Here is a 26,944-nt window from a genome sequence, read left to right on the forward strand (position 1 = left end):
CCGGATAAATGTAATTTGTGTATGGTTATTGCACGATGTCCTGCAAAAAATCCGAATAAAGATAATCAGAGTTCGCCAGCAAATTCACTTCTTTACCAAAGCGTGCGTGCATCGACGATCGTACTAGCGATAACATGAACTTACCTAGCCGCTTATTTGACGGTAATGGAACTTGGTCGCCCATTAACGCCAAAGTGTCTGGGGCATTTGCATTTTTGTATAGCTTCCTTTTGGCCTCGTCCCGCTTGCGAGAGAATTTATGAGTGAGCTTGTTGTGTTTAGAAAGAGCGAGTTCGTTGAGCCATTCTTCAATCTGTTCTTGTTCTTCGCCAAGCAATTTGGCAATATGCCCAGGTTCAACAAAATAACTCTCAATATCAGATCCTTCGGTTATAAATGCATGTGCGCCACATGACTCGATCTTGTTTTTCAGTTTTTCTATTTCGTCGTCTGTTAGAAAGTCGTTGTCGACATGAACGATTACCTTAGTGTTTGGTGCTGCCTCCAAAATAAATTCACTTAGCATGAAAGCGGAATTCAGATTAGAGGAAGCCTTGTAGGAATATACGCTCGTTTTAGCCATATCAAATCCCGATGACTCGGCCAATTGACGTATATACGCTAAGTTCGTGTCCTCAGTTAATATAACGCTGTTGATAGTCCCATTAATTAGGTTGTCAAAACTATCTAATGCACCTATATCCATCAGTATAGGCACCTTGCTCAGGTCATTTCCTTGCTCCTGTATTTTTCCGTTCTTCATCCAAACGAAATTGGATTCACCGTATAAGGCCTCCACAAGATGTCTGCTATGCGTTGAAACAATAATTTTTGTTTCTAATCGTTCTACAAGCGCAAGGAAAGATTCGGCTAGCAATCCTTGATTGTCTGGGTGAAGGTGAGAATCGGGCTCATCGAGCAATAGCAATTTTGGTTTAAACAAAGTTGCATATGAAAATATCTGTAGCGCTTGTAGGACGCCGGTTCCAATTAATTCAATTGGTGTTTTCTTCGAGATTGCTCCAGCTCTTACCAGGCAATCAATATGACTGTCATGGACTGGGTCGAAGTTAATTTCAATGTTAAAGTTTGAAAATATTAACTTCATAAGTTGCGTCAATTCAGACAACAACTTTTTCCGTTTTATGAGCAGCAGTACGTTTCTCAGATACAGATTGGCATCACCGCTTGCCACTCCCTTACGGACGACGCTTTCTGAGCGAAATTCCTCTATTTCAGGTATACCAGCAAGCCCAGGAACATATACAGAAAACGGGGGAATAAAGGCGGTAACCATTCCTCCGATTGTTGGATTACCGCTACGTTCGCAGCCAACATTTCCCTCATTTCTTCCTCGGTAAACACGGACCGTGTAAGTGTCTTCGTCGTCATTTTCTATGCCGCGAACTCGTAGGTATCCGAAGGCAGATTGATTTTGATACGGAGCTCCATTTCGAAGGTCTACGAAATTTTTCGAAGGACAATAGAGCAAAGATTGTTGAGTGAAAGTTACGCGATCCAGTCGTCGGGCAGCGACTGCAGCTCCTGCGGAAAAGTGAATACCTTGAAGCATGCTACTTTTACCTGAATTATTAGAGCCTACTAGGATATTGATATCACCCAGTTCTATCTCGACTCTTTCAACCCGCTTGAATCGCTCAAGTTTGATGCTAGTAATTTCCATATTCTTCTCTACTCACGCAGCGCTGTTTATACGGCCCGCACATCCGGCGCAATATACAGCTGTAGAATATATTGACGATTCCGACACATTATTCTGTCCATGTTCTATGTTTTGGGATAATTATGGAGTGAGGCATCATCCCGCCAATAGAAGCTTATTCCTTAATGTCCCTGAGTGTATCAGCCGGCATCCTGGTTGAACAATCACAAACTGAGTGTCCGCTTCATGTCGGAAGCAGCCTTCAGGAGGAGAGCTCGAATATACGTGTTGGCCGTTTATCGGTTATCTGAGCTGAAATCTCATTACATCCGCACGTAATTTGGGCACGATGACTGGTATGTGGCATCAATACTAGCATCTAGCATTTCGATCCGTCAGCTCGTGTCCAGTGTTTGAAAGTGGAGGTAGTCATGCGCGCTATGCCAATCAACTCGCTGAACGATTGCGAAGAAGTGTTCCGATTTGCGCTATTTATTGTTTTCTTTGGTAGTAGTGTTACTTGTGTTTTTCGCTTGTTGTGTTAACGCAGATTATGGATGAGTAAAAGGACTGCGCTTTCTAAATGGCTTTTAGTTGTATACACGCCCTGTTTATGTATTGTAGAAACAGTCAGCGATCAGAATCAGGGTTGAGCTGATCAAAGATATCGTTACTCGAGGCGGGTGGTGTCGGGCGGTTGAGCTGATTCATCAAGCGGATCAAACGCTCATGTTGGGGACGGATGTCGAGCCCTTGGGTGATATAGCGGCGGGCTCGCAGTTGGTGACCTTTCTCCAGTTTTGTCTGGGCCAAGTCGGCGTAGCGGTCGGCGATTTTATCCAGTCCGCGTAGCGCTGCCCGGTTGTCCGGGTCTTGCTTCAGCACGGCGTTGTAATAGAAACGGGCACTGCTGTTGGCGGGGTAGCTGAGATGGTCTGAGGCGAGTTGGCTTTGTGCTTTCGCCAGCAGGTCGTCGATCTTTGAGATGCGCTTGTCTTCGTGGGCCGGCGCTGTGCTGACGGGCGCGGTGGCCACTTCGGTTTCTGGTTCCGCTTCCGGTTTTGGCTCTGTGTCGGGGTTGTCCGCGGCGACCGCTTCGGTGACCACCGGCTCGGCAGGCTCCTCAATCTGTGGTGCGGCGGGTGCGACGACGGCAATCGGTTCTACGTTGGTTGTCTTGTCGGGGAGTGCGGCGGCGGCCTGCTCCGCTTCATCGTCGGAGGTCAATTGCCGGAGGCCGAGCGCGCCCAATAGCACGATCAGTCCCAAGCCCACCAAGAGCGGCCAGCGAAAACGCTTTTTGGATGTGCCGTTGGTTGTCTCCAGCGCGAGCGTCTCCGGGGGCGGTTCCTGTTCCGTGGGTGTATCGAAAAGGGGTCTTTTATCGGAACGGATTTTGCCGCGTAGCGACTGTAGGGTCATGGCCAGTTCGGCACCGCTCTGAAAGCGGTCTTCCGGTTTTTTTGCCAGCAGTTTGTCCAGTACCGGTTGCAGACTGGCAAACTGCTCCGGCAGTTGCGGTAACGGCTTCTGGATGTGGGCCATCAGGGTGGCGGCAAAACTGTCGGCGGTGTAGGGCTTTCTGCCGGTGAGCATCTCATAGAGGATGATGCCCAGGCTGTAGAGGTCGGATCGCCCATCGACCCGACGGATGCCCTGGGCCAACTCCGGACTCAGGTAATGGGGGCTGCCCATCACGGTGCCGGTGACGGTGAGGTCATTGTCGGTTTGGATCAGTTTGGCGATGCCGAAATCGGTGAGCACCGGGGAGCCGTCGTTGCGGAACAGGATATTGGACGGCTTGATATCGCGATGGATCACCCCTTCACCGTGCACGTAGGCGAGGCAGCCGGCCAGACGACCCAGAATCTTCAGCGCTTGGGCCGGTTTGATCCCCTGCACAATACGTGATTTCAGGTCTCCGCCAGGCAGGTACTCCATGGCGATGTAGTAGAAACCGTCCCCCTGGCCGATGTCGAAGATGGCGATCAGATTGCTGTGATTAAGACGGGCGATGCAACGTCCTTCGTTGAAGAAGCGTTCAAAAAACTGTGGGGTGTCCGGATCGTGCAACACCTTCAGCGCCACGGGTCGGCCCAGCGACATCTGCGTGGCGAGATAGACCGTGGCCATGCCTCCCTTACCGAGGATGCGCTCGATACGGTAGCCGGGCACTTCGATCTGCAGGCTACGATTCATAGCGGCTGGAACCTCTGTTTGCATGCGGCCGTGACTCGGTAGGCATAGGCATTAACGAAAAAATAGGTATTCACGCCTCTTTCTGCTCAGGTGACGGGATGTGTCGGGGTCACCGGGTGTTTAGCAGGAAGAAGGTTACCCCTCTAACTGTCTGTGTCGTCCGGCAACCCTGAAAATTGAGGACCGATTCACCTTTCTGCGTGGTTTTCCGCCCTCTGCCAGCGCTTTTTTGCCTCCGCGATGGCCCGGCTGCGGGCCTGGAAGATGATCTCCGGAATCATTTGCTGATTATCGGCCCGGCCTGCCAGGGTGGCCGTGTCGACTGCGGCGGCGGCCTGTTGGACCGCTTTGAAGTAGTCGGCCTGGGGGTAGGCTTGTTGTTCAAATCCCAATCGGCCCCGGGCATCCGCTTCGCAGGCGAGCAGAAATTGGTCGAGTCGTTCGTGACGGCGTAGCGCATCCAGTTTTTGCAGGGTGCGCAACAGGGTGGCCGGTTTCAGCTCGAAGGCGCGATGGCAGTGGGTGTGGTACTCGGCCACCAGTCGGCACAGGTCTCGGGCGCGGTTGGGGATACGCAGTCGCTCGCAGAGTCGATCAACCAGTTTGGCTCCGCGCTGTTCGTGTCCATGGTGACTCGGCCATTCGGCTTTCGGTGTGGTGCCCTTGCCGAGGTCATGCAGCAGGGCCGCCAGCCGGGTTTCCGGTTCCGGGCTGAGAGCGCACGCCTGGCGCAGTACCATCAGGCAGTGAACGCCGGTATCGATCTCGGGATGATGGCGTGCCGGCTGGAGTACGCCGAACAACCGGTCCAGCTCCGGCAGAATGGGTTGCAGGGCCCCGAGGTCGCGCAGGGTTTCAAAGAAAATGGCGGGGTCAGGCGCCTGCAGCGCCCGGACGATCTCTGACCAGACCCGCTCCGGCACCAGTTGATCCAGCTCACCATCCGCCGCCATCTGTCTGACCAGTTGTCGGGTCTCGTCCGCCAGTTGAAATCCGAGCGGTTCGAGTCGGGCGGCGAAACGGGCCAGACGCAGCACCCGAATCGGGTCGTGGCGAAAGGTGGGGGTATGACGAAGCAGGCGTGCCTGCAGATCCTGGCGGCCGTTCAGCGGGTCGATATAGCGGCCATCTTCCGAAAGGGCGATGGCATTGATGGTGAGATCCCGCTGAACCAGGTCATCACAGACCTGGGCCTGTTCGCTTTTGTCGCCGCCGTCACCCCGGGGCAGGGCATACTCTTCGGCGTTTTGGGGGTGCAGGAAGACCGGAAAATCCTGTCCCACCTGGCGATACCCCCGGGCGATCAGCTGTTCGGCGGTCACCCCGGTCACCAGCCAGTCGCGATCGCAGATCGGCAGACCGAGCAATTGATCACGCACCGCACCACCTACCAGATAGGTATGCATGCCGAAGGTGCTAGAATCGCTCATGATGACTCAGCCGAAACCTCTGTTAAAACCGTGATGGCCTGGCGTTACCGCTGGCTTTTACTGGCCTTGCTGACCCTTCTGCAGGGCTGCAGCAGCCTGGGCTATTATAGCCAGTCCATAGGCGGACATCTGCAACTGATGGGGCAGCGGCGTCCCATTAACCAATTATTGCAGGATCCGGATACACCACCTCCCATAAAGCGGAAGTTGCAGCGGGTGGTGGCGATGCGCACCTTTGCCACCGAGGGGCTGGGGCTACCGGATAACAACAGTTATCGCAGTTATGCGGCGTTGGGACGAAAGGCGGTGGTCTGGAGCGTGGTGGCGGCGCCGGCGTTTTCCATCCAGCCCAAGCAGTGGTGCTACCTGTTTATCGGGTGTGCCAGCTATCGGGGCTATTTCTCCCAGAACGACGCGGAAACCTATGCCGCCACGTTACAACAGCAGGGATGGGATGTGGCGGTGTTGCCGGTACCAGCCTATTCCACCCTGGGCTGGTTTGATGATCCGCTTCCCAGCACGGTGATCGATTGGCCTGAAGCGCAAGTGGCTGGCCTGATCTTCCACGAACTGGCTCATCAGCAGCTCTACGTGAAAAATGACAGCGCCTTTAACGAAGCGTTTGCCAGCCTGGTGGAGCAGGAAGGGGTGAAGCGCTGGCTCAATGGGCGGGACGATGCGGCATTAAGCCGCTGGCAGTTGTCGCGCCAGCGGGAAGGGCAGTTTATCGATCTGCTGCTGGCCGTGCGGGATGAGCTGGATCGGCTCTATCGGCAGCCATTGGATGAGCCGTCGATGGGGCAGCGCAAGGCGCGTCTGTTTGAGCAGTTGCGGGAGCGCTATCAGCAACTGAAACAGCAGTGGGGGGGATACGCCGGTTTTGACGGCTGGTTCAGCCATGATCTGAACAATGCCTATCTGGCATCCATCGCCACCTATGAAGCCTGGGTGCCGGCTTTCCAGCAATTGCTTAAGCAGGCCGGCGGCGATCTGGCGGGGTTTTACGCAGCGAGCCGGGCGCTGGGTGAGTTGCCGTCACCGCAGCGGGAACAGCGGTTGCAGGCGTTGCTCCAGGCCGCCGATCCGTAAGCGGGGGTCACCAGCCGATACGGATGTAACGCAACAGGTTGCCGGCCGGATCACGCATCAGCAGACGTCCCTCGGATTCGGCAAATTCATAGGGTCGCTCTTGTCCGCTGGCGATATCCTGCAAGATGATCATCTGCGGCGCGACCTGTGCCAATCGGCCATCACGAAAACTGTCGCGATCCAGGTAGATCCTGAACAGCTCATTCTGGATTACCAGGATCTCTCCGCTCTCGCCCTGCCAGCTGCCGTTCAGGATGAATCCCGGTCGCGGCGCGACGGGGCCGGCATAAGGCGGGTAGGGTGTACCGGGATAGGGTGCGTAACCGGGTAGGCCGTACGGAGCGCCGTAACCGTCCCGCTGGTGCAGCTTTCTCTGGTAGGCCGAGGAGAAGGCATCCATCATATCGAACAGCGTTTCGGCCAGGTTGTTGTAGCGATTGGGGTAGTCGAGCGCGGAAACCGGCAGTGGCAGCAGAGCCAGTAGAATCAGCAGTCGAAATAGCCGTTTTGTCGTCACCTACATCACCCTGTTAGCAGCACCCGGCACGGGACTCAGTTTATCAGAAATTTCCATTTGTATTATCAAGGGCATAGAGAAACTTGCCTGTTGTGCGAAATGGTGTTTATCTTAGGAGACCTTTTCGCACATAAACAGATAATAAAGGTCGGAAAATGGGATCAATAGAGCACAGTGGCGCCGGGGATCGCCGCACCCGGACAAAGGAGATGGTCGATAAGTGGTTGGACGAGCGTCAGCGGATGCTGGTGCTGTACTGCAAACTGGCCGGTATCGAATCATTTAGTCCGGACAAGCCGGAAAAACAGCTATTGCGGGATTTCTGCCAACTGCTGATCGACTATGTCGCGTTCGGGCACTTCGAGGTGTTTGACCGGATCACCTCCGGTGACGAGCGGCGCGGCGAAGTGATCAAAGTGGCGCAGGCGGCGTTTCCGAAGATCTCCGAAGTGACGGAGCTGGCGGTCGCCTTTAATGACAAGTACGACCTCAGCGATCATATACAACCACTGGATACCTTAAACAAGGATCTGTCGATTCTGGGTGAGGATTTGGCGATCCGCATCGAACAGGAAGATAAACTGGTCGAGGCGCTGCTGCGATGAGCGGACCGGTGAGGGCAGTCTGAGAGTCGACGTGGTGAAGAGATTCGACAACTTGTTCCGCTGGCGGCCGGATGCGGAGGAGTTCAGCAAGCCGCTGCAACTGAAGCGACCGTTCAAGCTGCTGTTCGATCGGTTGCCAACCGGTATTGACAACCACCGCATCGATGTCGCCCTGAGCCCAGAGTTTATGGAACGTTGCCGACTGTTCGTGCGGCGCTCCATGATGCACGATGTGACGGAAAACTACTGGGGTGAACCACCGCCTCCGCCGGATAACAAGGATCTCCTGGCCCTGCGCGAGGGGTATGCCGGATTGATGGAGCTGACTGTCGATCGGGCCAGAAAGTACAACCGCCTGGAAATGGTGCAGCTGCTGCAGTTCGGCGTCATGAAATTTCTGCTGCGACTGGTGGGGCAGGAGTACGACCGCCTGCGTAATCAGGTGCAGCGCGCCAAGAATCTGGATAACCATCAATCCAGTGGTCGTTCGGTCCAGTTGCATGACCGTCTGGTGGCGCTGGCGAGAAACGAGCCGGCGATTCGTTATCGGGTCACCCGGCGGCTGTTCCGCGAAATCCTCAAAATCGAAAACATGCGCCTCAGCAAACTGCGCAAATCGGTACTGGGTCGTTCCTGGCCGGTACCCAAACCGCTGCTGTTCAATCCGATGCTGCAACTGCCGTCGCTGTGGGCCGACGAGCAGGCGATGGGGCATTACCCGCTGGTCTGTACCGACCGGGATGACCCGGATGCCTTTGACCGGGTCAATCGTCTGGTGACTGGGTTGTTTGCCGAGTTTCTTCCGTCCTGGTGTGCCAACGTGGAGCCGTCCGATCAATTTGATACCACCTGCAGCAATATCCAGGCGGCCGCCCAGCGTCACCCCGGGGAGCAGGGTGGCCTGATCGGCTATACCGAAACCCTGATGTTGCTGAAGCGCTCGCTGCAGCCGTCGGAATACCAGAGCGGTCAATGCTCCTGGCTGGATAGTCCGGAAAATATCGATCGTATCGTCTACTCGGTGAAACATGGCGGTGCCATCCGCACCGATTTTGACGCCCCGCTGTTTCGCACCACTTGGCACAATGACAAGTGGCCCGGATTCCATCATCGCCTGATGAAGCAGATATTAAAGGCCTTTCATGGCAGCCGCGTTGAGCGCGATCTGCTCGCCTGCCATGCCGGGCCCCTGGTTTACCAGGAGCTGAACCGGCAGGTGCCGGTGCGCCTGCTCTGCCAATATCTGGCCGGTCGAATGACCCGAGGCGATCTGCAGCGCAAGTTGGCTAATCTGCCGGGCAAGATTGCGCCGGCTCAAGTCATCAAGGTGTTGGATCGCATGCGCTCCACCATCAGCAGCATGCCGGCTCCTCGCCGGCGGCGGCGAATATTCAGCTTCCTGCGCCACTTCGCGTTGTTCCGCCGTGATCTGAAACAGGCCTATCAAGCCCACCTGGCCATGCGCCGCATCCATTTGCTGATACGCCCCGAGGATATCGAACTCTCGCGGCGTAACGGCAGCCTGTTGGAGTTCCCGTTGCGCGAGGAGCTGCAGCCGGAACAACACCGAATCCGTAACCATGTGATTATCAAGGCGGACGTACGCGGCTCCACCACCATGACTAGCGAACTGCGTAACCGCAATCTCAATCCCGCCTCTCACTTCAGTCTCAATTTCTTTGAACCGATCAATAAGCTGCTGGAGAACTACGGGGCGAAAAAGGTGTTTATCGAAGGGGATGCGGTGATCCTCAGTATCTTTGAATACGAAGACACCCCTTATCAGTGGCTCTGTGTATCCCATGCCTGCGGTCTGGCCCGCAAGATCCTCCAGGTGGTGGATAACCAGAATGTCAAAAACCGCGAGAATGACCTGCCGGAACTGGAATTGGGCCTCGGTATCGCCTTCAGCGATGAAGCGCCCACCTTCCTGTATGACGAGGGCCGGGAGATCATGATCTCGCCCGCCATCAACCGGGCGGACCAACTCTCCTCTTGCTCGGCGGCGGTACGTAAATCGGAATATGGCAAGCGATTGGGCCGCGGGGTGATGGTGTTGACGCCGGCCCCGAGCGAAACGGTGAACAAGGAGAGTTCGGATAAACTGATCCGCTACAACGTCAACGGGATTGAGCTGGACGTGCCCGCCTACTACAAGCTGAAGTCTGAACTGTCATTCCGCCGGGTCGAGCTGGAGAGCGGCAAACGGGTCATGAACGACCATCTGCTGGTGGCCCGTTATCCGGACCTGGAGGGGCACATGCACGATCTGGTGATTCGCGAAGCGGCGGTCACCGTCTGGGATGGCGAGAAGTCTGGCCGACGCGCGGCCGATGGCCGCTGTTATTATCAGGTGATCAGCGATCCGGAGATGGTGGATTATGCGGTGAAACAGGCCAATCAGCGGCGCCGTCCGCTATCCGGGGCGGTGTCGGCGCCTCAGCAGGCCAAGCCCACTTCTCCCGGCCGCTATCACTGATCGATCATGACCCCTACGCCGGAACGGTGTAGGCCTATTCAAAAAATCCTAGGTTCCTTTTGCGACCACCACTCGGTTGGCGGCCACCTGGTCTTTGGGTTGCACCGGGGACATGCGGGTTGAGAGCCGCTGCAACGGCTGCTGCAGGCGTTGGTCGTAGATGGCCGCATAGCTCAATACCCGTTCGGTATAGCGCCGGGTCTCATTGAACGGAATCAGCTCCACCCAGATGTCGGCGGGCAGGGTGGCGTCCGGCAGCCAGCTCAACACATTATTCGGACCGGCATTGTAGGCGGCTGTGGCCAGCACTTGGTGTTCGCCCAGCTGTTGGTAGACATGATTCAGGTAAGCGGTGCCCAACGTGATATTCAGTTCCGGTTTCAGTAACTGGGCAGGAGCGGGTTTTTTCAGTTTCTCTTTGCGGGCGATAAAGCGGGCGGTCGCCGGCATCAACTGCATCAGTCCGCGGGCACCGGCGGGGGAGTAAGCATCGCTGGAAAAGGCGCTCTCCTGGCGGATTACGGCAAACACCCAGGATTTGTCCAGATCGGTATCGGCCGACTTCTCCGTGACCAGGACCTGGTGTTCCAGCGGGAAGCGTAACTCCAGGTCATCCCAGTAACCGGTGCGGGCCAGGGTGAAGATCGCCCGGTCGTGCCAACCCCAGGATTGGGCCAGCTTGGCGACCCGCTTCAAATCCAGTCGCTTCAGATTGCGCACCCCGGCATGCCACTCACGCCGTGCATCGAGAAACCGTCCCAGTTGGAACAGTTCGCGTGCCCGCAGCAGGGGTGGCCGCTGTGCCAGGCGGTCGATGCCCGGCTGTTGCAGGTCCAGCGGGGTGGAGTCATAGCGATACGGCTGCTGTAGTCTGTCGGCGGCCAGAAAGCCGTGGTAGCTGCGCTGTTTTGCCAGGGTGGCGAAAATGGCTTCCGCCCCGCTGTTTTGGCCGGTCTTCGCCAGCGCCCGTGCCTGCCAGTAGCGCCAGCGATCGGAGTCCTTTAGCCGTTCCGGCAGTTGGGCTATCCAGTCCAATAACTGCTTCCAGTCGCGTTTCTTCAGGGCGCTCCTGAGCCGCGCTTCGTGCAGGGCGTAATCTTTCTCGGTAGGGGTAAAGGCATCCAGTGCGATCAGCGCGTCGGGATGATTGTCGCGTATCATGCCCATCAGTAGGGCGCGCTGTCCGCGATAGCGCTCCCGTTCGCTGAACGGGACGGCCTTTTGTAACGGGCCCCAGAGGGTGACGGCCCGGTCGATATCCCGTCTAACCAACCGTTTGAAGGCATCCAGAACAATACGGCTTTGCGCGGGGCTGCCCGCCAGCCGGGGTATCGCCTGGTCAATCTGCTGCGGGTTGCGCTGTAATGCTTGCCAGGTTTGTAGCCAAGCTTGCTGTTCGCTGTTGAGGTAACGTTTCAGATAGCCGGCGAAGCGGCTCTCCGATGCCTGCATGGCGAGTTCAACCCGTTTCCAGGCCAGCGCCGGCGTCAGTTTTCCTGCGTCGATCCAGCTTTCCAGAATCCGATCGCAGGCTTCAGGTCGTGAGCGGGGATAGAGCCAAATCGGTTCCACCTGGGCCAGTGCTTGTTCGGCCTTTCCGGTTTCGAGCAGAGCGGTCAACTGGTGGCACTGATAGATCGTCCCCAAATTGGGCCGGTAAAAGACCAGGTAAGTCCACCATTTCTCCCGCTCGGCCAGTTCGGTCAGCCAAAGACGCCGCATCCGCTGCGCCAGCGGTGAGTCGGCATAGCGGCTGATGAAGTCATCCACCTGGCTGCTGTCGAGGGTGGGGAGCTGCCGTTGCAGCGCCTGGTACTCCAGATAGGGAAAGAGCGGGTACTGCTTCAGCGAGGCGCGCAGCGTGCGGTATTTGTTCAGGTCACCGCTGGAGAGGATGCGCTCCGCCGCGAGAAATTCACTGCGTTGCCGGTCCAGGTCCGGGCTGGCCAGTACCAGGGCGGGCAAGAGGGTGCAGAGCCACAGCAATGACTGCAGCCGGGTACCGGTTCTTGGCAGAACCACCTCCCTGTTACTCCTTCTGTTGCACAAAACCCGTGGCATGACGCAAAGCTTAGGGGCGGCGGCGGCAAGGTGCAAGGGGGAAAACCCTCTCAATTTACACGGACGTAGCCGATTGCCCGGTGGCGGGTTATACGGGATGATAGAAAGATGGCAACACAATCCCCAGACAGTTCCGAATGGCCCGACAGCCGACAATTGCAGCACATCCTGATCGATATCGCTGAAGCCGAGGTACTCCCTCGCTTTCGTCAGCCCGATATCAGCCGTAAGAGCGACGGCACCTTGGTCACCGATGCCGATTTGGCCGTACAGCAGCGACTGATCGAGCAGTTGGCGGTCAACTGGCCGGAGATTCCCCTGATGGGGGAAGAGATGACGATAGAAGAGCAGCAGGCGCTGGCGGAGCAAGCGTGCTATTGGTGTGTGGACCCGCTGGATGGCACCACCAACTACTCCTCCGGGCTGCCCTATTTTGCCCTCTCCCTGGCCTTGATAGTGGGCGGGCGTTCAGTATTGGGGATTGTCTATGATCCGGTGCGTCATGAATGCTTTCGCGCCGAACGGGGACGGGGTGCCTGGCTCAACGATGAACCGTTGCGCTTGCAGCCCGGTCCCGACGCGCTGAAAGAGTGTATCGCCATCGTCGATTTCAAACGTCTCACGGCCGAGCTGGCGGTGCGGCTCTCCAACCAACCTCCCTATCGTTCACAGCGCTGCTTTGGGGCTATTGCGCTGGAGTGGTGCTGGCTGGCGGCGGGGCGCGCCCACCTCAATCTGCATGGCGGCCAAAAACTGTGGGATTACGCCGCGGGACGGTTGATCTTCTCTGAAGCAGGTGGGGTGTTTAAGGGTAGAAACGAGCCGGAGCATCTGGGGCTGGCGGTGCAGCCGGCGTTGGGTGCGGTGGATGAGAATCTGTTCGGACGCTGGCAGGAGTGGTTGCAACAGGCCGGTTTTGCGACGGCAGAGTAATGCGCCGCCGGTTCGGAGGGCGGTGAGAGTGCGTGCAGCATATAAAATAGAACACTATGTCGGGTGCGGCAGCGTAAGCGGTAACGTACCCGGATAATCTGGAGGTATAGGCATGAGCAGTAACGATGAACAACTGGATATGGAGCTGGGTAGCGGCATCGCGGCCTTCGAGGCGAAACATTTCGCCAGTGCTACCAAGCTACTTTCGGGACTGGCCGAAGAGGGCAATCCGGAAGCGCAATACCGTATGGCGATCATGGCCCAAAACGGCCTCGGCATGACGGTCAACCAGTTGATGGCCTACAAGTACATGAAGGCGGCGGCAGAGAGCGGCATGGCACTGGCCCAGCATGGTCTGGGGTTCATGTACATGGAAGGGGAGTGTGTCGAGAAGAATGGCGCCAAGGCGGTGGAGTGGTTCACCAAGGCCGCCGAGCAGGGATTAGTCGGTTCCCAGACCACCCTGGCGATGATGTATGAGCAGGGTGAGGGTGTGGAGCAGGACCCGGAATTGGCCAGGCGCTGGTACCACGCCGCCGGGTTTACCGAAAAGTAAACCGGTCGCCGGATGAAGGAGCGGGTGCATGAATTCCCCGACCGTCGCAGCGAGCTGCGTGGTGGTCGGATAGAGGACCCGGCTCCCGAACGCCAGAGAAGCCGCGTCGGCGGACTAGTTTGGTTGATCGGGGTCGCCGTCCTGGGCTGGTTGTGGTACAGCGGTCAGTTGCCGCTGGAGCGGCTGGGCTATGAGCTGCGGCAATGGTTGGGCTGGGAAAAGAGCGCGTCGCCTCCTTCCTCCTCCCGACGCGTTCAGGCGCCGACGCTCCCCGTGCTACCAGGCCCGGTACCGCCGGCGACAATCCCTGCTGTTACGGCGGCCCCTCCCGTCAGGACGGCAACCCGGGATGCACCGGTTGAGGTGGCGGCGGGTGACGGGATTCCACTCTCGATCAGTCGCGGTTTCAGACCGGTGGGTTTCAAGATCGGCGTCACCTCCCATCCGCTCCCGTTCACCGGCCGTCCCGGATCCCTGCATCGACGGTTGCCCCCCTTTCAGGGGCCGGTGCAGAAATATGGGCGCATCGATATGGCAAACGGCATCAGTTATGCCTTTGTCCTGGATACCGATCCGCAGGGGTATCGGCTGTATGTGGATCGCAACCGAAATGGGGATTTGAGCGATGACGGGGAACCGCTGGTCAATCGGGGCAAGGGCCGGTTTGCCGGCCGATTGCGGCTGCTCCTGGCGCGCATGAGCGGGATCGCGGCGTTAAAAGGTGATCTGGAGCTTTGGATATTTTCCACCGACCAGAGTTGGCGCGATCACAGTCTGCGTTTCTATAACCGCACCCAGCTCTCCGGCGAGTTGCAGATCAAGGGGCGGCGTTATGCCGCCTACCTGACCGACAATCTGCATCCGGATGGCGACTACACCAACGACGGTATCAGTATCGATAGCGACGGGAATGGGCAGATAGACCGGGCTACCGAGATGCACGCCCCGGGTGACGGGGTCACCCTGGATGGAGAGCGCTATCGTTTCCGTATCGTTCGTTAACCGCCCGACTGTGTGCGCCGCTGGCGGACCGCTTCGGCCAGGGTGCGCAGCAGCGGTTCGGTGTCTTCCCAGCTGATGCAGGCATCGGTGATGCTCTGTCCGTAGGTCAGCTCTTCATCGGCGCGCCAATCCTGGCGGCCAGCCACCAGGAAGCTTTCGATCATCACGCCGTTGATGCGGCGGTCGCCACGGGCGATCTGGCCGGCAACGTCGCGACCCACGTCGATCTGTTTCTGGTGACGCTTGCGTGAATTGGCATGGCTGAAGTCGATCATCATGCGCGGTTTGAAGCCGGATTGCTCCATCTCTTCCGACGCGATGTTGATGCTTTCGGTGTCGTAATTGGGCCGGCTGCCGCCGCGCAGGATCACGTGGCAATCCTCATTGCCCTTGGTGGTGAAGATGGCGGAGTGGCGCTCTTTGGTTACCGACAGGAAACAGTGCGGCTGGGAGGCGGCGCGGATCGCATCGAGGGCGATGCGCAGGGTGCCGTTGGTGCCGTTCTTGAAACCGACCGGGCAGGAGAGGCCGGAGGCCAGTTCCCGGTGCCCCTGACTCTCGGTGGTGCGGGCGCCGATGGCGCCCCAGCTCACCAGGTCGGCGATGTACTGGGGGCTGATCAGGTCAAGGAATTCGGTGCCGGCGGGCAAGCCCATGCTGTTGACGTCCAGCAGTAGTTGGCGTGCCAGTTTCAGTCCTTTGTTGATGTGGAAGGTGCCGTCCAGATCCGGGTCATTGATCAACCCTTTCCAGCCGACGGTGGTGCGCGGTTTTTCAAAATAGACCCGCATCACGATCAACAGATCGTCCGCCAACTCTTCGCGCAGTGCGTTCAGACGGGTGGCGTAATCGCGTGCCGCGGCGGGATCATGCACCGAGCAGGGACCGACGATTACCAGAATCCGGTCATCTTCATCGTGCAGAATGCGGTGGATTTCACGACGCGCATTAAACACCGTGTCGGCGACTGCATCGGTAACGGGGAATTCGGCCAGCAGGTCAGCCGGTGCTACCAGCTCTTTAATGGCTTCGATGCGAAGGTCGTCGGTCTTGTGGCGCATGGTCTCTCTCATAATCGGTAATGATAATCAGCTGACAATTGTATAGCCTAATCGATCCCGGCAACAGGGACTCCTGACAGGGGCGGGTGGCTTGTGTATGCTGCCTCTTCACAACAATCTTTCAAAGTGAGGTGGCGTGATGACGGAACTGACTCTGGTAATCGGCAATCAAAATTACTCCTCCTGGTCGCTGCGGGCGTGGCTTTTCCTGGCCCACCATGGCATCCCCTTCAACATCAAAAAGGTAAAACTGTTTACCGACAGCATGGAGCGAGAGCTGGCGGTGCACTTTTCGGACAACAAAGTGCCGGTGCTGATCGACGATGATCTGGAGGTGTGGGATTCGTTGGCGATCCTGGAGTATCTGGTTGAACGTTTTCCCGAGACCCGGGGTTGGCCGCAGGAGCGTTCCGCCCGGGCGGTGGCCCGTTCGGTCTGCGCCGAGATGCACTCCGGCTTTTTCGGCTTGCGGGGTGAGTTGCCGATGAACTGTCGGCGCCGTTTCCCGGGATTCCAGCCCGGCCCCGAGGCGCAGCGGGATATTGACCGGGTCCTGGGATTGTGGAACTTCTGCCGCGAACGTTATGGGGCGAGCGGTCCCTGGTTGTTTGGTGAATTCAGCGTTGCCGATTGTATGTATGCGCCGGTGGTGTTGAGGCTGTTGAGCTACGAGATTGAGATGGATCCGGTCTCCGCCGCCTATGCCCAGACCCTGTTTGATAGTGCGGCGATTCAGCAGTGGGTGAAGGAGGGTCGTGCGGAGGACGCGGTGATCGACGAGGATGAGGCGGACTGGCCAAGTGTACCGTTTTAAGGCTTGCCGTGAGCGGTGTGAGGCATATCCATCAGTAATCAGCGGTATTTAGCCGGCTCCTGCCCTGCTACATTTCCAGTATCAAGGAACCTCTGATTGATTCGGAGGTTCAGGCTGCACAGGGATGTGTAGCCCTGTTCGATGACTGTAAGTGATTGAACATAAAGAAAACTCGAAATTATATTTTTTTGTTTTCGTGCGCTGATATAGCCAGGGATAGCGTTAATCAGGGCTTCCTTTAGCAATGAAGTTGGACGTGGTCAGGTTGCAGATAGCCATTCATAGCCGTATCAGCGAAATACCCGCCGCCGGGTGGAACGGGCTGGTGCGGGATAACAACCCCTTGATTCGCCATGAGTTCCTGCATGCCATGGAGCAGCATGACTGCGTGGGAGAGCGCTTTGGCTGGCTTCCCCGACATATCGCCGTCTATCGTGACGGGCAGTTGGTGGCGGCCATGCCGCTGTATGAAAAACACAACTCCTACGGTGAGTTTGTCTTTGACAACGCCTGGGCCGATGCGTACCACCGGGCCGGTCTTGCCTATTTTCCCAAGCTGGTCTCGGCCGTGCCCTATACGCCGGCCTCGGGGCAGCGGCTGTTGGCGGCGCCGGGAGAGGAGGCGACGCTCTATCCGGTACTGCTGGAGACCGTGTTGCAGCTGGCCGATCGGATGGGTGCCAGCAGTTTCCACTGTCTGTTCCCGGCTGATGAAGGGTTTGAGTTTCTTGCCGGGCAGGGGTTGCTGACCCGTCACGATGTACAGTTTCACTGGCACAACCGCCACTACCGGGACTTCGATCAGTTTCTCGACGGATTGGTGGCCAAGAAGCGCAAGAATATCCGTCAGGAACGGCGACGGGTGGTGGAGGCGGGCGTCACCCTGAGGCGGCTTAACGGACACTCCGCCTCGACGTATGACTGGCAGCGGTTCACCCATTTTTATAACAAGACCTTCAGTGAAAAATGGGGCATGGCCACCTTCAACTACGGTTTCTTCCGTGAGGTAGCAGCACAGCTACCGGACCAGGTGTTGCTGGTGCTGGCCGATCTGGAGGGTGAGTGTATCGCCGGGTCGCTCATGTATCAGAGCGATACCACACTCTATGGCCGGCACTGGGGTAGCGACTGCTGGGTGGACGGACTCCATTTCGAGGCTTGCTACTACCAGGGCATTGAGCACTGTATCGAGCAGGGGTTGGCCTGCTTCGAACCCGGTGCGCAGGGAGAACACAAACTGCCGCGGGGATTTGTTCCCACCCTGACCCGTTCCAGCCACTGGATAAGGGATGACGGGTTCCGTGGCCCGATTGCCCGTTACACCGAGCATGAACAGGCGGCCATTGCCGCCTATCTGGATCAACTGCAGGCGTCGATACCCTATCGTGAGGCGGTGACCGAATGAAGCGGAATGTTGGATAAGCGATGAAACCCTATTCTGAATCCTGTGACCAGAACCGCGAGCCGATCCTGTCGGTCATCAAGCCGCTGTTCGCCGATCGGCGAGGCGTGTTGGAGATCGGCAGTGGCACCGGTCAGCATGCGGTCTACTTCGCCGCCGCATTGCCTCACCTTACTTGGTACACCAGCGACTGCCCGGAATATCATGCCGGTATCCGCCTGTGGCTGGAGGAGGCGGCGCTGCCCAATGTTTGCGCACCGCTGCAGCTGGATGTGGCCCGTTCCACCTGGCCGGAGCTGGAGGTGGACGCGGTCTTTTCCGCCAATACCGCCCACATCATGCATTGGCCGGAGGTGGAAGCGATGTTCGCCGGTGTCGGCGGACTGCTCCCGTCGGGAGGGCTCTTTGCCCTCTATGGACCGTTCAATTACAACGGTCTTTTCACCAGTGATAGCAATGCCCGTTTCGATGGGTGGCTGAAGGGACGGGATCCGGCCATGGGGGTGCGGGATTTTGAAGACCTGGATCGCCTCGCCGAAGCGGCCGGTATGCGGTTGCTGAATGATTACGCGATGCCGGCCAACAACCGTATTCTCTGTTGGCAACGCCAGTAGCCGAACAGCCGTTAGGCGCTCTGTGCCTGACTGATTTGCTGTTTCACCAGTTCGCGGGTCTGTTCCACCCACTGTTCCCGCTCAATGCGGCCGGGAAAATGCAGGTGGTTGTTCAACCAGCGGATGTTTTCCTTGCTTAGGGCGGCGATCTGGTAATAGTGGTAGATGCCCAGATCGTTCAGGGTCTGTTCAATCTTGGGGCCGATGCCGCGTACTTTTTTCAGGTTGTCCGCCTCACCTTTGGGTCCCGGCAGCGGGGTGGGGCGCCAGTCGTCGGCGATCACCGGTTTGGCTTTTTCCGTACTGGGTTTGGGCGCTTCGGTGGTCGATTCCAGCGCCTGCAGGCGTTTTTTGTACTCGTTTAATTCAGCGCGTAGCAGTGACACGATGATATGGTCGTCACCACGGCCGATGGCTTCGCCATCACTCTTTTCGTCGTCCTGAAAACCGTGGGTAAAACCGCGCAGCAGCCAGCCGATGACGCCCCCCAGGCCGAATGCCAGCAGTATCCAAATCAGTATCTGAAAAAAAAGGTAACCCATCTCTCTATTCCTTTACCTGTCCGGCGACTTTCGTTCTTTTATCTGATCCCGATCAGCGTGCCTTGACTGTCGATGTCCAGGGGGAGTCGCTGGTCGGTTTGTCGGTGGCGTGTTGGTTGGTCGGCACGATGGTGAACGAATCAATGACCTGATTGACGCCTTCCAGTGCCGCCAACAGCTCAACGGCTCGACCGGCCGCCTTTTCTGATGGTGCTTCACCCCTTAGCCGCAGGTTGCGTCCTTCCACCTCTATGTTGACCCACGGCAACTGCTTTTCAGACACCAGGGTTTCACCGCGAAGGGTGAGATCCTGTTCGATTTTGTGTGTGCCGTTATACAGGGCGAGCAGAAGAATTAACACGAAACCGGTCAATCCCAGTAACTGGGTTGCGCGTTTACTCATTTCGTTAAACAGCCTTTCATGCAGTGATTCACAGTATGCAGGTTGGTGCTTTATATCTACTCTGATTTTACCGGGTGGGCAACCACGCGCTCAGTTGAAACGGCGAGACAGCGCGTTACTGTGAACAGGTGGACAGGATGGGCCACGGGTCAGCGCGCGGCCTGTTCGGTTATCCGCGGCCGGCATCGGTAAATTTAGTCTAATTCTGCTCAATTTTTCTCATTTCCTGTCGATAATATACCTATACGCCCCGGAAGTAGGGGCAGAGACACCGGACGTCCTTATTAGTTTGCATGGCAAGTTTGTGCAGAAGCCAGTTCTGATAAGGAGCAAGAATGACCCGACCTGTTTTGTTAAGCGCTGTCAATCACCCTGACCCCACTGCTGTTTCCTAATATGCGGATATTTCCTAGAAATGCAGGTATCCGCGCCAAATTGGTGACTATTTTTATAGTGATCAAGGTGTTACCGCTGGTTGCCCTGGCCTGGCTTGCGTGGCAGGGTATTCAACACCTGGGTGGTGAGTTGCAGGGACAGCTGGAAAAGATGTCGGGTGAAATGCGTACGATCACCGGTAACGTTGGGAAGTTGGCGATTGATGAATCGGTGACGGCCCTCGATCGCCAGGCCCAGGAGTCGATTGAACGACAGACCACGGTGACAGCGGCGGCCGTTGCCGATTTTCTCCATAGCATCGACCGGGATATCTCCTATGTGGCGTCATTTGATCCCGGTGAAGAGATTTATCGACGCTTTCTCAGTAGCCGGAAACGTGATCTACCGGTGCACGGACCCTGGAAAATCAACGAACAGGAGGATGCCTGGGTTCCTGCTGAGGAAGTGGCCGAGGATGTGACGCCGGTCGAGGCGATACTGAAAGATAATCAGCGGGAGTTTCATTACCGTCCTCCCCAGGGGCGGCTGCACCTGGAGTCCCGGCCTCTCTATCTGGAACTCACTTTTGTCGATCTGAGCGGACAAGAGCGGATCAAGATCACCACCTCGGATCTGCTCGCCAAGACGCTGAACGATGTGTCAGACAGACACAATACCTGGCTCAAGGCGGAAGATTACTTCTCCAAATTGTCCGCGTTGGCGGATGATGAAATCTATGTGTCCGATGTGAAGGGGGCCTATGTCAGTACGCCGCTGATCGGTGCATTCACGCCGTATCATGCGGCGAAGCGCGGTGTGGCTTACCAACCGGAAGCGGCCGCTTATGCCGGCAAAGAGAATCCGCTGGGCAAACGCTTCCAGGGACTGGTTCGCTGGGCCAAACCGGTCATCCGGGACGGGCAGCGTATCGGCTATGTCACGCTTGCACTCGACCATAGCCATCTCATGGCCTTTACCGATCACCTGGTGCCCACGGCGGAACGGTTCTCTGAAATCTCCGATGCCAGCAGCGGCAACTACGCCTTTATGTGGGATTACAAGGGGCGAAATATCTCTCATCCGCGGGACTATTTTATTGTCGGTTACGACCCGGAGACCGGTCACCCGGTTGCGCCCTGGCTGGATAAGCAGACCTTCGATCGCTGGCGGGCGAGTAAACTGCCGATTGAGACCTTTCTCGAAGACGAGCCGACATTCGCCGACCAGTCACTGGAGATCAAGCCGGCGCTGGAACAGATTGCCCGGGGGGAGGTGGCCCTGGATTGCCGCTATCTCAAGTTTGCCCCCCAGTGTGCCGGCTGGTGGAACCTGACCCGGAATGGCGGCTCGGGATCGTTCGTCATTTTCTGGAGCGGGATATGGAAGCTGACTACCGCCGCGGCCATCCCCTATTTCACCGGACAGTACGCCCAGTCGCCCCGCGGCTTCGGTTTTGTAACCATTGGTGCCAACGTGCATGAATTTCATCTGCCGGCCACAGAGGCACAGAAGCAGATCGATCAGGTCATCCTCAAAGAGAAAGAGCGTATGGATGACGAACAGGCCGGCATGCAAGCGTTCATCGGCTCCAGCCTGCAGCAACTCACCTATAAGTTATCTTTCTCCACTTTGCTGATGGTCGTGATTGTGGTGATTGTGGGGATCTGGATGGCCTCCTACATTACGCGCCGGATCCTCTATCTGATTGGCGGGCTGCGCCGTTTCCAGGAAGGTGATCTGCAGTATCGGTTCAAAGTGGAGACCGAGGATGAGATGGGACGGCTGGCCCACTCGTTCAATGCGGTGGCCCTGACCATCGAGAATGCGGTAAACAAACTGCAGCAGCAGGTGACGCGTCGACGCGAAGCGGAGAAGGGGCTGGAACAGGTCAAGCGGGATCTGGAGAAGACCGTGGCACAGCGCACGCGGGAACTGAAGATGATCAACCTGATGCTATCCAAGGAGAATCAGGAGCGGAAAAAGGCGGAAGATCAGATGAAGATCATGGCGCAGTACGATGATCTGACCGGGCTGGCGAATCGGACGCTATTCAAGGATCACCTGAATATGGCGCTGGCCAGAGCGCACCGCAACGATGAACAGTTGGGCCTGCTCTTCATCGACCTGGATAAATTTAAAGAGGTGAATGACAGTCTCGGTCACGATATTGGCGACGCGCTGCTGATCGAGGTGGCCGATATCTTCAATTCGAGTATCCGGGAAGGGGATACCGCCGCCCGGCTCGGTGGCGATGAGTTTGCCCTGATTGTGACCGGTATTCTGGACACCGATCACCTGGCGGATCTGGCGCAGCGACTGCTGGAGGCGTTGTCCGGTGATTTTGAGATACGCGGCCACCATGTGGAGACCGGTTGCAGTATCGGGATTGCGCTGTTCCCCGATGACGCCGATCAGCCCGACCAGTTGCTGAAGCATGCCGATACCGCCATGTATCAGGCTAAGGAGCAGGGGGGATGCGGTTTCCAGTTCTTTATTCCGGAAATGCAGGAGACGGCCGAACAGCACAAAAAATTACGTCGTGAACTGCGTGATGCGATCGCCAATGGTGAGTTGTTGTTGCATTACCAGCCCAAGTTGGAGATCGCCAGTGGGGCTATCATCGGGGCCGAGGCGTTAGTGCGCTGGAACCATCCCGAGCGGGGGTTGGTGGGGCCGAACGAATTCATTCCGATCGCCGAGAAGAGCGGGCTGATCAATGCACTGGGTGAATTTGTCCTGGATGAAGCCTGCCGCCAGAACCAGGCGTGGCAAAAGCGCGGTTTCCAGCCGATCCGCATTGCGGTGAATTTTTCCCCGGTCCAGTTGCGCAGCGCAGATATCGTCGAAGTGGTCGAGCGGACGCTGGCTACTTACGAGTTGGCCCCGGAGTGGTTAGAGGTGGAGTTGACCGAGACCACCGTGATGTATGAGCAGGATGACAACCTGAGTACCATCAGTCGCTTGCAGGCGCTGGGCATATCGGTATCCATCGATGACTTCGGTATCGGTTACTCGTCGTTCGATCGGTTAAAGCGGTTGTCGTTTGATGTGATCAAGATCGATCGCAGCTTCATCAACGGCATCGGCAACGCCAATGATGAAGCGGTAGTGCGGGCTATGATCGGTATGTCCCACACCCTCAATGTCAAACTCCTGGGTGAAGGTGTAGAAACCCCTGAACAGTTGGAGTTCTTGCGTCGTGAAGGGTGCGATCAGTACCAGGGCTTCCTGTTCAGCAAGCCGCTGCCGGCCGACGCCTTCTCCAGCCTATTGCAACAGCAGACCAGCCAAGCCTCCTGATAGCCGGTCTCCGCCGGCTATTTTTACCTCCCGTTGCTGGCGCATAGCGTGAACCAGCCCCCAGTTTTTGATGGCATTGCCCCGGCCGGCGCCGCAAGGCGTCGCGTCTGCGAACTGCTCTATACTGAAGCAGTCGAACAAGGCTTATGCTGCACGGTTTTTTCAATACGCTTATACAGAGGGTTGAAGTGAGGGGGGATTTTATTTGGCGATCGATCGTACACGTCGGTAACCGGCGCAGGAGGGATAATGCGACGGGTTGAATGGACCGATGCCGGGGACCTTCCTCGTGCCACGAGACGCTTTTCCACCGGCTCGCTCTATCACTGGTCACTGGTCGGCTTTTTGCTGGTGACGCTGCCCCTGGTAATGGCCCTGATATCGGGTCTGCTGGCGGTGAGCGAATATACCGAAAAGAGTCAGCAGGCGCTGTTTCAAACCGTCAGGGCGACGGAAGGCGGGCGGACGCTGCTGGAACGGTTGGTCTCTATGGAGCGGGGTATTCGTCAATTCCAGATTTTGCAGGATCCGGAGTTGCTGTCGGTGTACCGATTGCATCACAACGCGTTTGTCGAGGTGGCGCAGGGACTCCGCTTTGACGATCTGTCGAAGGATCTGCGCATTCCGTTAGAAGGGCTGGTGGCGGCCGAGCAGGGGCTGTTTCAGCATATCCAGGAGAAGATCGGCAAGGCCCGAACATCGCTCACTACCGATGATCTACAGGGCTACGTGACGCTGACACTGCAGGCGCGGGCGCTGCTGCAGACCGGGGGCAAGCAAGTGGGTATCGAGGCGGAAGCGCTGTCCAGGGAAGCGAGCCGGGTGCGCGGATCGATGCTGCGCTGGGCCATCCTGGCACTACCGCTGGCACTGGTGTTGGGCTTGTTGTTTGTCTATCTGTTGACCCGGCCGATCAGGCATATAGAGCGGGTGATCAGTGAACTGGGTGCCGGACGCTTTGATCAACCGGTGGAGATTCGCGGGCCGAGTGACCTGGAGGCGTTGGGACATCACCTGGATTGGCTACGGCAGCGATTACGGGCGTTGGAGGGTGAGAAGCAGCAGTTTATCCGTAATATTTCCCATGAACTGAAGACACCGTTGGCCACCCTGCGGGAAGGGGCCGACCTGCTGGAGGATGAGGTGGTCGGTGAATTGAATCCGGAGCAGCGGGAAATTGTTCAATTGATGACCATCGGCACGCTTCAGTTAAACGGATTGGTGGAGAATCTGCTGGAATTTCAGCGACTGGCCAATCAGCGTACGTTGGCGGAGCCCAGTGAGTTCGAATGGGCGCAGCTGCTGAGGAAGTTGCTGGATGATTACCGGCTGCTGTTGAAGAGCAAGCAACTGCAGATAGTCGACAATTTGATGACGGTAACCATACAGGGTGACAGAGAGGCGATCCGCATGGCGTTGGGCAACCTATTGAATAATGCCATCAAGTTTTCTCCCGAAGGGGGGCGGATCCGCCTTAGTCTGTCGGTCGAACAGGGTATGGGTTCATTTCTGATCGAAGATCAGGGGGAAGGGATTTCAATGCAAGATCAGCCATATGTATTTGAGGAATTTTATCAGGGTACCAGCAGCGGTCGATCCAGCGTGAAGGGGTCCGGGCTGGGGTTGGCGCTGGTGCATGATACGGTGTTACGCCACCGCGGCGGGATCTCCCTGCTGCCGGCGACGGAGGCGTATCCCGGTGCCCGTATCTGCATGGAACTGCCGCTTGGTCCGGACCGGTTGCCGGGGGCGATCACATGAAGCGGATTGGTTGGCTCTGTCTCCTGCTGCTCTTGTCCGGTTGTCAGCATAACCTGATCCGCCATGACGATAGTCTGACCGCCACGCTCAAGATGGCAACGATTACGCCGGGCATGACCCTTGAGGATTTGATGGCCTTTTCCGCCCGTTTCCAGGCTCATTCCGCTCGGGAACAGGCGACACTCTGTCAGGATATACGCCCCGTTGTGAGTCGCGACGGCAATCCCTGGAGCGGCTGGTATCTGGCCACCGCGATAAGTCTGAACGAGGCGTGCGGCGAGCCGGCGGAAGCGATAGGCTTGATCAACCGGCTGTTGGGGAAACGCTTCGTGGCGGAGGAGGTGCGTCAGTTTGCCGCTTATCAGCTCAGCCTGTTGCAACAGCGACAGCAGCAGGCCCAACAGTTGCATAAGCTTTCCCTGGAACAGCAGAAGTTGCAGGAGCGGCTGAACCGGGAGGATCAGGTAAGACGCTTGCTGGAGAAACAGCTGCGCGACCTGAAACGGATTGAGACCAGTATTAATCAGAGACTAGATGAAAAACAGTAACGGACAAACCGATTCATCGCAGCGCCGGCGGGTGCTGTTGGTGGATGACGACCCGAGCCTGCTGCGGTTGCTCTCCTTGCGGCTGACCGCGATCGGCCTGGTTGTTGAGTGCGCCAGCAGCGGCGAGCAGGCGGTGGGCCTGGTGCCCCAGTTCAGGCCTCACCTGGTGGTGACGGATCTGCGCATGGGCGAGATGGATGGCCTGGCCCTGTTCCGCTATCTGCAACAACATTATCCCTTGTTGCCGGTCATTATCCTGACGGCCCACGGCACCATTGCCGAGGCGGTGGAGGCGACCCGCCAGGGCGTGTTCGGTTTCTTGACCAAGCCCTTCGACAGCAAGGAGCTGATTGCCCAGGTCGAGCAGGCGCTGGATTTGGCGGGCGAACCGCACGCCGAGAGCGAGCCGGGAGATCAGCCGGATTGGCGGGCGGAGATCATCACGCGCAGCCAGTCGATGGAGCAGTTGTTACAGGAGGTGCAACGGGTCGCCCAGGGGGATGCCAGCCTGTTCATCCACGGTGAGAGCGGTACGGGAAAAGAGTTGATTGCGCGCGCCGTACACCGTGTCAGCCCGCGCGCCCAAGGCCCGTTTGTCGCCGTCAATTGCAGTGCCATTCCCGCCGAACTGTTGGAGTCGGAGTTGTTCGGCCACGTGCGGGGGGCTTTCAGTGGCGCCGTGGCTTCCCGTGACGGCCTGTTTCGCAGTGCCGATGGCGGTACCCTGTTCTTGGACGAAATCGGCGATATGCCGGCGCTGTTCCAGGTCAAGCTGCTACGTGCGCTGCAGGAGCAGCGGATAAGACCGGTGGGTGCCAACCAGGATATTCCAGTGGATGTGCGCATGATCTCTGCCAGTCACCATGACCTGGATGCGTTGGTGGAAGCGGGCGATTTCCGTCAGGATCTCTACTATCGATTGAATGTGGTGACACTCAGCCTGCCTTCCCTGAGTGAGCGGCGTGAAGATATCCCGCTGCTGGCCAATCACTTCCTGTCCCGCATCAGCCCCCGCTATGCCAGCCGGGTCAAAGGCTTTTCCGCTGAGGCGCTGACGGCTCTGGTGCAGTATGACTGGCCGGGCAATGTGCGTCAGTTGCAAAACGTGGTGGAGCAGCTGACGGCACTCTCCACGACGCCGATCATTCCTGTGCGCAATGTCGAAAAGGCGTTGAAAGACAAGTCGGCCCTGCTGCCGGGGTTTCAGGAGGCGCGGGAGCAGTTTGAACGGGAGTATCTGGTGGAGCTGCTGCAGCGGGTGAATGGCAATGTCAGCCAGGCGGCGCGTCTCGCCAAGCGCAACCGTACGGAATTTTACAAGTTGCTCAAACGACACCATCTGGAGCCGGCCCGTTTCAAGCAGGATGCGGCCGGTGATTCGCCCGGATAATTCCGAATTATCCGGCTTAACCCTGCCACTTCACCTTATTGGTCAACCGCTGTGAAATAAGGAACGTAGGGGTAGGCCCCTGTGCCTGCCCGGGGCCAGTGCGATCCCCCAGGGCAACCACAGGGGTTGCTCCTACGAATTTCTCGTTCCCACGCTCCGCGTGGGAATGTCTACTTTCTCTCGCCAAGTACGCCAAGAAA

The 26,944-nt window shown here is 57.5% G+C and carries 21 protein-coding genes; 13 read left to right on the top strand and 8 right to left on the bottom strand.

Annotated features, from left to right (window positions below; all coding sequences use genetic code 11):
- Positions 1–25: 25 nt before the first annotated feature.
- The 3 genes from ACQY5R_RS02770 to ACQY5R_RS02780 form a co-directional block, all read right to left on the bottom strand.
- Positions 26–1,684, bottom strand: coding sequence for an AAA family ATPase (locus ACQY5R_RS02770; protein WP_428604193.1), 1,659 nt, complete (start codon positions 1,682–1,684; stop codon positions 26–28).
- 609 nt (positions 1,685–2,293) lie between these two features.
- Positions 2,294–3,862, bottom strand: a complete 1,569-nt coding sequence (locus tag ACQY5R_RS02775) for a serine/threonine protein kinase (RefSeq protein ID WP_428604195.1) — start codon at positions 3,860–3,862, stop codon at positions 2,294–2,296.
- A 188-nt stretch (positions 3,863–4,050) separates the two neighbouring features.
- On the bottom strand, positions 4,051–5,268 hold the full coding sequence (locus ACQY5R_RS02780) for a multifunctional CCA addition/repair protein (RefSeq protein ID WP_428604491.1): 1,218 nt from the start codon (positions 5,266–5,268) through the stop codon (positions 4,051–4,053).
- Positions 5,269–5,325: 57 nt separating this feature from the next.
- On the opposite strand from ACQY5R_RS02780, the gene ACQY5R_RS02785 reads away from it, so the two are divergent.
- A complete protein-coding gene (locus ACQY5R_RS02785) occupies positions 5,326–6,381 on the top strand; it encodes an aminopeptidase (RefSeq protein WP_428604197.1) in 1,056 nt (351 codons plus the stop codon).
- A 7-nt stretch (positions 6,382–6,388) separates the two neighbouring features.
- On the opposite strand, the gene ACQY5R_RS02790 is transcribed toward ACQY5R_RS02785, so the two are convergent.
- A complete protein-coding gene (locus tag ACQY5R_RS02790) occupies positions 6,389–6,898 on the bottom strand; it encodes a hypothetical protein (RefSeq protein ID WP_428604200.1) in 510 nt (169 codons plus the stop codon).
- A gap of 155 nt (positions 6,899–7,053) precedes the next feature.
- On the opposite strand from ACQY5R_RS02790, the gene ACQY5R_RS02795 reads away from it, so the two are divergent.
- Together ACQY5R_RS02795 and ACQY5R_RS02800 are read left to right on the top strand one after the other, a co-directional pair.
- Positions 7,054–7,503 (top strand): sigma D regulator, encoded by a 450-nt coding sequence (locus ACQY5R_RS02795; protein WP_428604202.1) that lies wholly within the window; start codon positions 7,054–7,056, stop codon positions 7,501–7,503.
- 34 nt (positions 7,504–7,537) lie between these two features.
- Complete coding sequence (locus ACQY5R_RS02800) at positions 7,538–9,982, top strand: hypothetical protein (protein ID WP_428604204.1); 2,445 nt, start codon at positions 7,538–7,540, stop codon at positions 9,980–9,982.
- A gap of 48 nt (positions 9,983–10,030) precedes the next feature.
- Here the strand turns inward: ACQY5R_RS02800 and ACQY5R_RS02805 are convergent, their stop codons facing one another.
- Positions 10,031–12,004, bottom strand: a complete 1,974-nt coding sequence (locus ACQY5R_RS02805) for a transglycosylase SLT domain-containing protein (RefSeq protein ID WP_428604206.1) — start codon at positions 12,002–12,004, stop codon at positions 10,031–10,033.
- A gap of 147 nt (positions 12,005–12,151) precedes the next feature.
- Between ACQY5R_RS02805 and ACQY5R_RS02810 the strand changes: the two genes are divergently transcribed.
- The 3 genes from ACQY5R_RS02810 to ACQY5R_RS02820 all read left to right on the top strand — a co-directional run bounded on the left by ACQY5R_RS02810 (position 12,152) and on the right by ACQY5R_RS02820 (position 14,534).
- The gene (locus ACQY5R_RS02810) at positions 12,152–12,976 is read left to right on the top strand and encodes an inositol monophosphatase family protein (RefSeq protein WP_428604209.1); all 825 of its coding nucleotides are present in this window, start codon (positions 12,152–12,154) and stop codon (positions 12,974–12,976) included.
- Between the two features lie 112 nt (positions 12,977–13,088).
- Entirely contained in the window at positions 13,089–13,532 is a 444-nt protein-coding gene (locus ACQY5R_RS02815; RefSeq protein WP_428604212.1) for a tetratricopeptide repeat protein, read from the top strand.
- A 12-nt stretch (positions 13,533–13,544) separates the two neighbouring features.
- Positions 13,545–14,534 carry a hypothetical protein gene (locus ACQY5R_RS02820; protein ID WP_428604214.1) on the top strand — a complete coding sequence of 330 codons (990 nt, stop codon included), beginning with the start codon at positions 13,545–13,547 and terminating at the stop codon, positions 14,532–14,534.
- On the opposite strand, the gene aroG is transcribed toward ACQY5R_RS02820, so the two are convergent.
- Entirely contained in the window at positions 14,531–15,595 is a 1,065-nt protein-coding gene (gene aroG, locus ACQY5R_RS02825; protein ID WP_428604216.1) for a 3-deoxy-7-phosphoheptulonate synthase AroG, read from the bottom strand. The genes ACQY5R_RS02820 and aroG overlap by 4 nt on opposite strands.
- A 139-nt stretch (positions 15,596–15,734) precedes the next feature.
- Here aroG and ACQY5R_RS02830 point away from each other — a divergent pair, with 139 nt between their 5' ends.
- The 3 genes from ACQY5R_RS02830 to ACQY5R_RS02840 all read left to right on the top strand — a co-directional run bounded on the left by ACQY5R_RS02830 (position 15,735) and on the right by ACQY5R_RS02840 (position 18,425).
- Entirely contained in the window at positions 15,735–16,409 is a 675-nt protein-coding gene (locus ACQY5R_RS02830) for a glutathione S-transferase family protein (RefSeq protein ID WP_428604219.1), read from the top strand.
- A 244-nt stretch (positions 16,410–16,653) separates the two neighbouring features.
- On the top strand, positions 16,654–17,814 hold the full coding sequence (locus ACQY5R_RS02835) for a GNAT family N-acetyltransferase (protein ID WP_428604221.1): 1,161 nt from the start codon (positions 16,654–16,656) through the stop codon (positions 17,812–17,814).
- 20 nt (positions 17,815–17,834) lie between these two features.
- Complete coding sequence (locus ACQY5R_RS02840; RefSeq protein ID WP_428604223.1) at positions 17,835–18,425, top strand: DUF938 domain-containing protein; 591 nt, start codon at positions 17,835–17,837, stop codon at positions 18,423–18,425.
- 11 nt (positions 18,426–18,436) lie between these two features.
- Here the strand turns inward: ACQY5R_RS02840 and ACQY5R_RS02845 are convergent, their stop codons facing one another.
- The gene (locus tag ACQY5R_RS02845; RefSeq protein ID WP_428604225.1) at positions 18,437–18,967 is read right to left on the bottom strand and encodes a hypothetical protein; all 531 of its coding nucleotides are present in this window, start codon (positions 18,965–18,967) and stop codon (positions 18,437–18,439) included.
- 52 nt (positions 18,968–19,019) lie between these two features.
- A complete protein-coding gene (locus ACQY5R_RS02850; RefSeq protein WP_428604228.1) occupies positions 19,020–19,370 on the bottom strand; it encodes a BON domain-containing protein in 351 nt (116 codons plus the stop codon).
- Between the two features lie 438 nt (positions 19,371–19,808).
- Here ACQY5R_RS02850 and ACQY5R_RS02855 point away from each other — a divergent pair, with 438 nt between their 5' ends.
- From ACQY5R_RS02855 to ACQY5R_RS02870, 4 genes are all read left to right on the top strand, one after another.
- The gene (locus ACQY5R_RS02855) at positions 19,809–23,045 is read left to right on the top strand and encodes a putative bifunctional diguanylate cyclase/phosphodiesterase (protein ID WP_428604231.1); all 3,237 of its coding nucleotides are present in this window, start codon (positions 19,809–19,811) and stop codon (positions 23,043–23,045) included.
- A 249-nt stretch (positions 23,046–23,294) separates the two neighbouring features.
- A complete protein-coding gene (locus tag ACQY5R_RS02860; RefSeq protein ID WP_428604234.1) occupies positions 23,295–24,806 on the top strand; it encodes an ATP-binding protein in 1,512 nt (503 codons plus the stop codon).
- On the top strand, positions 24,803–25,354 hold the full coding sequence (locus ACQY5R_RS02865) for a hypothetical protein (protein ID WP_428604237.1): 552 nt from the start codon (positions 24,803–24,805) through the stop codon (positions 25,352–25,354). The genes ACQY5R_RS02860 and ACQY5R_RS02865 overlap by 4 nt, the downstream gene beginning before the upstream one ends.
- Complete coding sequence (locus tag ACQY5R_RS02870) at positions 25,341–26,744, top strand: sigma 54-interacting transcriptional regulator (RefSeq protein ID WP_428604239.1); 1,404 nt, start codon at positions 25,341–25,343, stop codon at positions 26,742–26,744. The genes ACQY5R_RS02865 and ACQY5R_RS02870 overlap by 14 nt, the downstream gene beginning before the upstream one ends.
- Positions 26,745–26,944 lie beyond the last annotated feature (200 nt).

Source organism: Sedimenticola sp., from assembly GCF_050289425.1.
Taxonomy (GTDB): domain Bacteria; phylum Pseudomonadota; class Gammaproteobacteria; order Chromatiales; family Chromatiaceae; genus Sedimenticola.

Bases quoted from the DNA above. Each gene is read 5' to 3' on its own strand.
- ACQY5R_RS02840 (WP_428604223.1), top strand. From the start codon at position 17,835: ATGAAACCCTATTCTGAATCCTGTGACCAGAACCGCGAGCCGATCCTG.
- ACQY5R_RS02815 (WP_428604212.1), top strand. From the start codon at position 13,089: ATGAGCAGTAACGATGAACAACTGGATATGGAGCTGGGTAGCGGCATC.
- ACQY5R_RS02830 (WP_428604219.1), top strand. From the start codon at position 15,735: ATGACGGAACTGACTCTGGTAATCGGCAATCAAAATTACTCCTCCTGG.
- ACQY5R_RS02845 (WP_428604225.1), bottom strand. From the start codon at position 18,967: ATGGGTTACCTTTTTTTTCAGATACTGATTTGGATACTGCTGGCATTC.
- ACQY5R_RS02810 (WP_428604209.1), top strand. From the start codon at position 12,152: ATGGCAACACAATCCCCAGACAGTTCCGAATGGCCCGACAGCCGACAA.
- ACQY5R_RS02780 (WP_428604491.1), bottom strand. From the start codon at position 5,268: ATGCATACCTATCTGGTAGGTGGTGCGGTGCGTGATCAATTGCTCGGT.
- ACQY5R_RS02850 (WP_428604228.1), bottom strand. From the start codon at position 19,370: ATGAGTAAACGCGCAACCCAGTTACTGGGATTGACCGGTTTCGTGTTA.
- ACQY5R_RS02860 (WP_428604234.1), top strand. From the start codon at position 23,295: ATGCGACGGGTTGAATGGACCGATGCCGGGGACCTTCCTCGTGCCACG.
- ACQY5R_RS02835 (WP_428604221.1), top strand. From the start codon at position 16,654: ATGAAGTTGGACGTGGTCAGGTTGCAGATAGCCATTCATAGCCGTATC.
- ACQY5R_RS02870 (WP_428604239.1), top strand. From the start codon at position 25,341: ATGAAAAACAGTAACGGACAAACCGATTCATCGCAGCGCCGGCGGGTG.
- ACQY5R_RS02785 (WP_428604197.1), top strand. From the start codon at position 5,326: ATGGCCTGGCGTTACCGCTGGCTTTTACTGGCCTTGCTGACCCTTCTG.
- aroG (WP_428604216.1), bottom strand. From the start codon at position 15,595: ATGCGCCACAAGACCGACGACCTTCGCATCGAAGCCATTAAAGAGCTG.
- ACQY5R_RS02865 (WP_428604237.1), top strand. From the start codon at position 24,803: ATGAAGCGGATTGGTTGGCTCTGTCTCCTGCTGCTCTTGTCCGGTTGT.
- ACQY5R_RS02775 (WP_428604195.1), bottom strand. From the start codon at position 3,862: ATGAATCGTAGCCTGCAGATCGAAGTGCCCGGCTACCGTATCGAGCGC.
- ACQY5R_RS02820 (WP_428604214.1), top strand. From the start codon at position 13,545: ATGAAGGAGCGGGTGCATGAATTCCCCGACCGTCGCAGCGAGCTGCGT.
- ACQY5R_RS02795 (WP_428604202.1), top strand. From the start codon at position 7,054: ATGGGATCAATAGAGCACAGTGGCGCCGGGGATCGCCGCACCCGGACA.
- ACQY5R_RS02770 (WP_428604193.1), bottom strand. From the start codon at position 1,684: ATGGAAATTACTAGCATCAAACTTGAGCGATTCAAGCGGGTTGAAAGA.